The sequence below is a fragment of the Aeromonas sp. R1-1 genome (assembly GCF_040908495.1).
Taxonomy (GTDB): Bacteria; Pseudomonadota; Gammaproteobacteria; order Enterobacterales; family Aeromonadaceae; genus Aeromonas; species Aeromonas veronii.
Genome location: NZ_JBFODV010000101.1, coordinates 1 through 7,482 on the forward strand (window position 1 = coordinate 1; position 7,482 = coordinate 7,482).

5 protein-coding genes and 2 tRNA genes are annotated in these 7,482 nt (G+C 61.6%); 5 read left to right on the top strand and 2 right to left on the bottom strand.

Annotation, left to right across the window (positions count from 1 at the left end; all coding sequences use genetic code 11):
• The coding region (locus AB5Y92_RS05865) for a DMT family transporter (RefSeq protein WP_368225934.1) at positions 1-857 on the bottom strand (857 nt) is incomplete at its 3' end.
• 173 nt (positions 858-1,030) lie between these two features.
• On the opposite strand from AB5Y92_RS05865, the gene AB5Y92_RS05870 reads away from it, so the two are divergent.
• The 3 genes from AB5Y92_RS05870 (at position 1,031) to AB5Y92_RS05880 (ending at position 4,726) form a co-directional block, all read left to right on the top strand.
• Complete coding sequence (locus AB5Y92_RS05870; RefSeq protein ID WP_368225936.1) at positions 1,031-1,909, top strand: helix-turn-helix domain-containing protein; 879 nt, start codon at positions 1,031-1,033, stop codon at positions 1,907-1,909.
• A 262-nt stretch (positions 1,910-2,171) separates the two neighbouring features.
• Positions 2,172-3,809: an ATP-dependent endonuclease gene (locus AB5Y92_RS05875; protein WP_005333463.1), complete on the top strand. Its 1,638-nt coding sequence runs from the start codon at positions 2,172-2,174 to the stop codon at positions 3,807-3,809.
• A gap of 197 nt (positions 3,810-4,006) precedes the next feature.
• Positions 4,007-4,726 carry a hypothetical protein gene (locus tag AB5Y92_RS05880; RefSeq protein WP_064338076.1) on the top strand — a complete coding sequence of 240 codons (720 nt, stop codon included), beginning with the start codon at positions 4,007-4,009 and terminating at the stop codon, positions 4,724-4,726.
• A gap of 94 nt (positions 4,727-4,820) precedes the next feature.
• On the opposite strand, the gene glgX is transcribed toward AB5Y92_RS05880, so the two are convergent.
• On the bottom strand, positions 4,821-6,884 hold the full coding sequence (gene glgX, locus AB5Y92_RS05885) for a glycogen debranching protein GlgX (protein WP_164536673.1): 2,064 nt from the start codon (positions 6,882-6,884) through the stop codon (positions 4,821-4,823).
• Positions 6,885-7,080: 196 nt separating this feature from the next.
• On the opposite strand from glgX, the gene AB5Y92_RS05890 reads away from it, so the two are divergent.
• Both AB5Y92_RS05890 and AB5Y92_RS05895 read left to right on the top strand, forming a co-directional pair.
• Positions 7,081-7,157, top strand: a tRNA-Met gene (locus tag AB5Y92_RS05890).
• A 95-nt stretch (positions 7,158-7,252) separates the two neighbouring features.
• Positions 7,253-7,329, top strand: a tRNA-Met gene (locus AB5Y92_RS05895).
• Positions 7,330-7,482: the final 153 nt, after the last annotated feature.

Below are 7,482 nucleotides of genomic sequence, written 5' to 3' on the forward strand. Positions count from 1 at the left end.
GCGAAGATCACCAGATTGCCGATGAGGCTGATCACCACTCCGGCCACCGAGACCGGCTGCCAGACAAAGCCTTCGTAAAAGGTGGAAAGGGTAAGCGCCACCAGCGGAAAGAGCACGGTGGCGTAGGAGGCCTTGCTGGCACCGATGCGCCCCACCAGCGTCAGATAGGCGGTAAAGGCGATCACCGAGCCAAACAGGGCGAGGTAGACCATGGCCGCCAGATAGTGGCCATCGGTTGGCACCATCAGTTGCTGCCCGAGCAATGTGACCCAGCCCAGCAACAGCACCACGCCGTAAACCATGCCCCAGGGCACCAGTTGCAGTACGTGGTAGCCGTGGCGTTGGCCCCGGGCCGAGACCAGATTGCCCAGCGAAAAGCAGAGGGTGCCGCAACAGGCGAGCAGCAGCCCCTTCCAGCCGTTTGCACCCAGTTGCGCATCCGCCAGCACCGGCCAGAACAGTAACAGGGTGCCAAAGAGTCCCAGCAAGGAGCCTTGCAACCAGCGCAGGGTGGGGCGCTTGCGCTCGAACAGCCAGAGGTTGAGGCCGTTGAAGATGCTGGCACTGGCGAAGATCACCGCCGACATGCCGCTCGGGATATAGCGTGTGGCGTGGTAGAAGCAGAGAAAGTTGGTGGAAAAGAGCAGGGCACCGAGTAGTGCGGCATAGCGCTGGCCGTGCCAGGGGAGGCGTGGAAAGCGGCCGCTGGCGGTGAGCAGTGCAAACAGCGCAACCGCTGCCAGCAGGAAGCGATAGAGCACCGAGACCTCGATGGGGATGGGGCCAAGTTGCCAGGCGATGGCAATCCAGGTGCTGCCCCAGATAAGCACGGTGGCAAGATAGAGCATCAGATTCATCACAGTTCCGGTGAGTCAGGGAGAGATGACCCACTATGGGGCGAGCCCTGATGGCTGGATTGCACCATCTTGCGGTTTTTCATCGCCCTGCGCTGTCATCTGCAGGCGCGGTCGGTAAGATGGATGGCAGCGGGATAACCCGTACACATAACCGGAACAGGCGGCAGGGGCGAATGAAAACAGCAGGGGTATTTGATGCACTGGTCAGCACCGGCGCCCGGCTGGAGGACGCCTGCTGGCTCGAACCCGGGCTTGGCGTCGCCAGTTGGCGCAACTGCTATGACCAGACCCGCTATCACAAGCCGGGCCACCACACCCTGAGCGTCTATCTACAAGGAGGCGAGCAGACCGAGCGACTCGATGGGCCGGGTGGCCACGGCGGCACCGGCAAGGTGTGCATCATGCCGGATCACCACAGATCCGAGTGGCTGGTGCGCGAAGAGTTTCGCTTCTTTCATCTCTACTTCACCCCGGCTCACCTCACCCGTATCGCCGAGGAGGTGTGTGACAAGGAGGGGCGCCACCTGCAACTGGTGGACAAGACCTTTATAGACGATCCGCAGGCGGCTTCGCTGGTGCAGCGCCAACTGATGCAGCTTCAGTGGCAGCACGGGGTCGATCGGCTGGCACTTTCCCACGGCGCCTGGATGTTGATCCTCCACGTCTATCGCCACCACACCGAGGAGGCTCCCGGTCTGCCGCCTCTGCGCGGCGGGCTGGCGCCGGTGGTGATCAAGCGGGTGCAGGAGTATCTGCAGGCCCATCTGGCCGATTCGGTCACGCTGGCAGAGCTGGCCCAGCAGGCGGGGCTGAGCGAGTATCACTTTGCCCGCATGTTCGGCCAGAGTCTCGGCTGCCCGCCCCACCGCTATCTGCTGGGGCTGCGGCTCAAACGGGCCAAGCAGCTGTTGGCCGGCCCCGAGCCGCTGGCCAGTATCGCCAGTCAGTGTGGCTTCTCTTCCCAGGCCCATTTCAGCAATCGTTTTCGCGAGGCGTTTGGTTTGACGCCGGGGCAGTGGCGGGCGCAATTGTCATCTTCTCGTCACAGATAACCCTGAGACTTTGGACAAAAGAGGTGTACTCTCTACCACTTATCCATTGAAAGGAATGCCCATTGAATTATCGCAAACGTCAAATCCGTACCCGTCATCTCTGGTTCAGCCACTGGAATGCCCCGCAAGATCGCACCGCTGTTGTTACCCCTCCCGAACCTGCAGTGCCTCACAGTTCACGTTGAAAAAGCCCCGCCTGCGATAGGATTTTTCCGGTAACTTTGCCACTATTGCCCCATCACAATGATGTGGACATGGCTGGATGTTTCTGGAACGTATTGAAGTCAAAGGTTTTCGCGGTATAAATCGCCTGTCGCTCGGGCTGGATCAGACCACAGTGTTGATCGGCGAGAATACCTGGGGTAAATCGAGCCTGCTGCGCGCCCTCTGGTGTCTGCTGGGGCAGGATGCCGAGCCCTATCAGTTCACCGCCGAGGATTTTCACCAACCGGAAGATCCCGAATTGGCCCCGGCGCGCCACCTGCAACTGGTGCTCACCTTCAGTGAGCACAGACCCCAGATGTGTCAGCACTCCCGTCGGCTGGCCCGTCTTTGCCCCTCCTGGGTGCTGCACAAGGACAAATTCCACCGCATTCACTATCGTGCTAGCGCCGAGCTGCAGGCGGATGGTTCTGTGCTCACCATTCACGACTTTCTCGACGGGGTAGGCAAGAGCTTGCCCATCGCCAACACCCACGAGCTGGTCTGCATGCTCATCACCATGAACCCGGTGTTCCGGCTGCGGGACGCCCGTACCGCTCGCAACGGGGTGGAGACATTGCAGTGGGGAGATCTCTCCGAGCATCGCCTGAGCGAGCTGGCGGACAAGCTGATCGACGAACCCCAGCGGATCGGCGAACCGGAGCTCAAAGAGGCGCTGCAGGCGGTGCGCCAGCTGATGGATCACTACTTCAACGCCCTGGCCCCCATCAAGAACAAGCCGCGCAGTCAGCGTGACATCATCAATCGCCCCATGACATTGCGCAATCCGGGCAACCTGCATACCCTGCTGCGCCGCGCCGATAACCGCGCGCTGCAGCTGGCGATGGCGGGGATGGCGGCTACCTTGTTGCAGGCGCGTGGCAACCGTGAGCTGGAGGAGGGGGCCCGTCCCATCATGATCCTGGAGGACCCGGAGAGCCGGCTGCACCCGACCATGCTGGCGCTGGCGTGGGGGCTGCTGGAACAACTGCCGGGTCAGAAGCTGCTCACCACCAACTCGGGGGACTTGCTCTCTTCCCTGCCGCTCAATCAGGTGCGGCGGCTGGTGCGCCGTCAGCAGGATATCCTCTGTCACCAGCTGGGGGGCGAGCGTTACAGCAGCGACGATCTGCGCAAGATCGCCTTCCACGTGCGGATCAACCGCCCCATGTCGCTGTTTGCCCGTTGCTGGCTGCTGGTGGAGGGGGAGACCGAGATCTGGCTGCTCTCCGAGTTGGCGCAGATCTGTGGTTACAGTCTGCGGGCCGAAGGGGTGCGGATCATCGAGTTTGCCCAGTGCGGCCAGTCGCCGCTGATCAAGGTGGCGCGGGATTTTGGCATCGAGTGGCACCTGCTGACCGATGGTGACGAGGCGGGGCTCAAGTATGCCACCTCGGCCCGGGGCCAGCTCAAGGGAGAGCGGGAGCGGGACCGACTGACCCAGCTCCCTGCCGCCGACATCGAGCACTACCTCTATCACAACGGTTTTGAAGCTGTGTTTCGCCGCGAGGCCGGGGTGGGCGGGCGCGCCATGTGGAGCGCCAGTCACATTATCAATAAGGCTATTCATCACCGCAGCAAGCCGGGAATGGCGCTGGCGGTGGTGGAAGAGGCGGAGCGGCTCGGCGCCGAGCATATTCCGCCGGTGATCCGCCAGATGTTTGCCCGGGTGGTGGCGCTGGCCCGCGGTCAGGGCTAAAGCCAGCGCCGTATCCCGTCCCTATGGACATGGCTGCCAGCAGGGCACCCTTCAAGGTGGGCCCTGCTGGCGCAAATTGCCCCGGATTGTTTGCCCGCGATTGTTTGTCGCGATTGGGGATAGCCGCCGGTTTGGGTATACTCGCCCCTCTCTGGCGCCCCGGTGGCGCACCTCGAATCTTTACTGCTGGAGGCGTCGTGTTCGTCCAACTCCCTTTTTGGCTCTTTCCCCTCACCGGATTGATGGCGCTTGGCGCCCTGATCGCCCTCGGTATCGTGCTGTGGCGCGGTGATATCTGCCCTGGCCAGCGCTCGCGCATCAGTCAGCAGCTCTTCTCCATCTGGGTCATTACTGCGCTCTCCCTGATGCTGGCGGTTGAGGCCAAGGCGGCCAGCTGGCTCATCTGGAGTGGTGGGGCTGCACTGGTGCTCGGGGTTGGCTTGTCGCTGGCCCAGTCACGGCTGGAGGGCAAGCGTTCAGTCCCCTCGACACTGCTCTGGCTACCGGCGTTGCCGCTCGCTCTCTATGGCTTCGGGCTGCTGCAACTGCAGGGCTGGGTGAGCGGTCTGCTGCAGATGGCGATGCTGGGGGCTGCTTTTGCCCATCTGATGCTGCTGCGGGCCCGTCATCGCCTCAAGGCATTCAATACCCTGTTGCCGCTGGCCGGTCTGGTGGGGGCGATGGCCAGCCTTGTCTGGCTGGCAGTGCTGGTGGGCTGGCAAGGGGGTGAGGCCAATCTCGATGCCCTGATCCCGGCGGTGGTGACCCAGGCAGCGCTGCTGGTGGCCTCTCTGCTGCTCTGGTTCAGCCCACTCTACTTGCAGCGTGATACCGCGCCAGTGGTGGTCTCCACCTCCCTGTGTGGCCTGCTGATCGCCCAGATTGCCGCTACCAGCGTGTTGCACCAGCTGATCTGACACTGGCGCTGAAAAGAGAAAGCCCCGAGCCTTGGCTCGGGGCTTTTGCATATCTGGCTTGCAGGTATCGCTGCTATCAATTCACAGCAATCGATCAATAGAAATCGTCGGCCCCGCAGATAAAGAGGCAACTGCTGCGCGGCTGGGCCAGATATTCGCGGGTCAATCCCTCCAGCGGCATGCCGAAGGTGCAGATATCTTGCGGCGAGGGGAGGGCGGTATCGAGGATCCGCCGCCAGTAGCCGCCGACCCCCTTGGGGGGGCTCGGCAGGTTGAAGGTGAGGGGCTCCCAGTAGGCGTTGAACAGCACATAGAGCGCCAGCTTGGTTTCGCTCGACAGCGCCGACATGGCGATGGCGTGGGAGTGGGGGCTGAAATCCGGTTGCCCGGCGTTGACTCCGTGCCAGCAGATCTCGCTGTGGCGCAGGATCTCGGTGAGCGACAGCGGCATGCTCTCCTGCTCCGGGCGCTGGAACAGGTGTTTGCGGTATTGGATCAGCTCCTTCATAAAGCGGAACATCTCCTGACTGCGGGCATTGGGCAGCCAGTTCATCCAGCAGGTGGCATTGTCCTGGCAGTAGCCGTTGTTGTTGCCCCGCTGGGTGCGCAGCAGCTCGTCTCCCATCAGCAGCATGGGGGACCCCACCGAGAGCAGGGTCGCCACCATCATGTTTTTGGCCTGGCGCATCCGCAGGGCGTTGATCTGGGGATCTTCCGTCACCCCTTCGTGGCCGTGGTTCCAGCTGAAGTTGTGATCGCAGCCGTCACGGTTCTCCTCCCCGTTGGCCTCGTTGTGTTTGCTGTTGTAACTGGCCCAGTCCCACAGGGTAAAACCGTCGTGACAGGTGACGAAGTTGATGCTTTTCTCGGGATCGGCGTGGTGATAGTGGTAGATGTCGGGACTGCCGCAGAGCCGCTCGACAAAGGCGGTGACGCTGTTGTCATCCCCGCGCAGAAAGCGGCGCACATCATCCCGGAACTGGCCGTTCCACTCACGCCAGCGGGCGCCGGCCAGTGACCCCACCTGATAGAGCCCCCCCGCGTCCCAGGCTTCGGCAATCAGCTTGATGTCGGCGATGTTGGGGTCGGTATCTATGGTGCGTAGAGTGGGGGCATTGGCCTGCGGCTGACCCGATTCATCCCGCGACAGAATGGCGGCCAAATCGAAGCGGAAGCCATCGACGTGCATCTCCTGACGCCAGAAGTGGAGGCTGTCCATGATCATCCGCAGCACCACCGGATGAGCGCCGTTGAAGGTGTTGCCGCAGCCCGAATAGTTGGTGTCCTTCTGGTTGTTGTCGAGGATGTAGTAGGCCTCGTTGTCGATGCCGCGAAACGAGAAGGTGGGGCCATCATCACCCCCTTCGGCTGTGTGGTTGTAAACCACGTCCAGGATCACCTCGATATTGGCCTTGTGCAGCGCCTTGACCATGTCGCGAAATTCGGTCAGCGGATCATCGCCGCAGGCGTATTGGGCGTGGGGGGCGAAAAAGGACATGGGGCTGTAACCCCAGTAGTTGGAGAGTCCTTTGGGCGCATCCTGAGGATCGAACTGGAACACCGGCAGCAGCTCGACGGCGGTGACGCCGAGAGATTGCAGGTAGGGGATCTTCTCAATCAGCCCGAGATAGGTGCCACGCAGCGCCGGATTGACCCCGGAGCTCGGGGACTTGGTAAAGCCCCCCAGATGCAGCTCGTAGATCACCGAGCGGGAGAGGGAGTGAGCGGGCAGTTTGTCTCCTTCCCAGTCGTAGTAGCGAGTATCGACCACCTTGTTCTTGGCGCAACAAGCCAGATTGCTGCCCGGACGGGCCGCCGCCCATCGATCGTAATTGGCGCCAAGCTCGATGCTGCGGCCGTAAGGGTCGAGCAACACCTTCTCGGCATCGAAGCGGGTGCCGCCGTATGGGCGCCACGGGCCCTGAATGCGATAGGCGTAACGCTGCCCGACCGAGATCCCCTCCACATGGATATGCCAGTAGTAGGCGGTGCGGTTGAGGCGCGGGGAGAGGGGGATCACCTCGGGGGTCGCATCGTCTGCACTTGCGAAGAGCAGCAGTTCGACCCGGCTGGCGAGGCGTGCCCAGATCGCGAAGTTGACGCCGTTACTGTCGGGTGTGGCCCCCAACTGACGGCAGTGACCGGCGGAGATGCGCATATTCTACCTACCCAAAATGAGGAGTGTTCACCTTATTGAGTGTAGTGCCGGATGCCTGGTAAGGACTCGATTGCCTGAAAAAACAGCATGATGCTGCTAATGACCGCACTATTTGTCCGATTAATCTACGAATAAACTTTTTTTGAGATATTTACTTGCAATCTGTGCGCTGGCGCCTATTATTGGCGACCTCAGACGCGGGGTGGAGCAGCCCGGTAGCTCGTCGGGCTCATAACCCGAAGGTCGTCAGTTCAAATCTGGCCCCCGCAACCATCTGAGATCCTGACCAGTCAAGCCGGTGTAACCGGTTGGTGGAAAAGGAGAAATCGAACTGGCTACTGCTCGGCCACTTCGAGGAAAAATTCGGACGCGGGGTGGAGCAGCTCGGTAGCTCGTCGGGCTCATAACCCGAAGGTCGTCGGTTCAAATCCGGCCCCCGCAACCAACTCTTTCGTCAGCTTGCGATGTGTAAACAGTCGAAAGCAGGCAAATGCCACCAAGCCACTGCTCGGCTTGAGGGTGACAATTCGGACGCGGGGTGGAGCAGCTCGGTAGCTCGTCGGGCTCATAACCCGAAGGTCGTCGGTTCAAATCCGGC

Bases quoted from the DNA above. Each gene is read 5' to 3' on its own strand.
- AB5Y92_RS05870 (WP_368225936.1), top strand. From the start codon at position 1,031: ATGAAAACAGCAGGGGTATTTGATGCACTGGTCAGCACCGGCGCCCGG.
- AB5Y92_RS05875 (WP_005333463.1), top strand. From the start codon at position 2,172: ATGTTTCTGGAACGTATTGAAGTCAAAGGTTTTCGCGGTATAAATCGC.
- glgX (WP_164536673.1), bottom strand. From the start codon at position 6,884: ATGCGCATCTCCGCCGGTCACTGCCGTCAGTTGGGGGCCACACCCGAC.